This window comes from Microbispora hainanensis, from assembly GCF_006874475.1.
Classification (GTDB): Bacteria; Actinomycetota; Actinomycetes; order Streptosporangiales; family Streptosporangiaceae; genus Microbispora; species Microbispora hainanensis.
This window is the reverse complement of record NZ_VIRM01000205.1, coordinates 1-414: the sequence shown is the minus strand read 5'-3', so window position 1 is coordinate 414 and position 414 is coordinate 1. Positions and strand designations below refer to the sequence as shown.

Annotated in this window: 1 protein-coding gene; it reads right to left on the bottom strand. The window is 72.2% G+C overall.

Translation table 11 applies throughout. From position 1 onward, the window contains the following. Positions 1–276, bottom strand: a 276-nt coding sequence (locus FLX08_RS40155) for a DUF742 domain-containing protein (RefSeq protein WP_142625459.1), incomplete at its 3' end; no start/stop codon positions are given. Positions 277–414 lie beyond the last annotated feature (138 nt).

Genomic DNA, 414 nt, shown 5'->3' with positions numbered 1-414 from the left:
AGCCACCGACCGCACCTGACGGCACAGCGTGCTGATCGCCTGGCGTTCCGGGGTGAGCGTGGAGAGGTCCTGATGCATCACCGTGGCGGAGGACACGAGGGCCTCCATGGCGAGCTGGAGCCGTGGGGCCGTACGCCCGCCGGTGACGGCGTACGGCCGCACCAGCGAGCTCTGCTCCGTCGGCGCCGGCGTCGGGACGGGGTTCGTGCCGCCGTACTGCCGGTGGGCGTCACCCACCGGCGGATAGGCCTCGTTGTTCCAGCCGCCGCCTGCCACAGCGTCCTCCTGACCTTTTCGCTCTCGCTCCGGAACCCGGCGGCCCGTCCAGGCCGCCCGCTCAGGGCGTCTTCCCCGATCTGTCCTCCACCGCGTGCCTCACTTCGCGGAGTCTTCCGTCACCGCGGGTGGGACGCC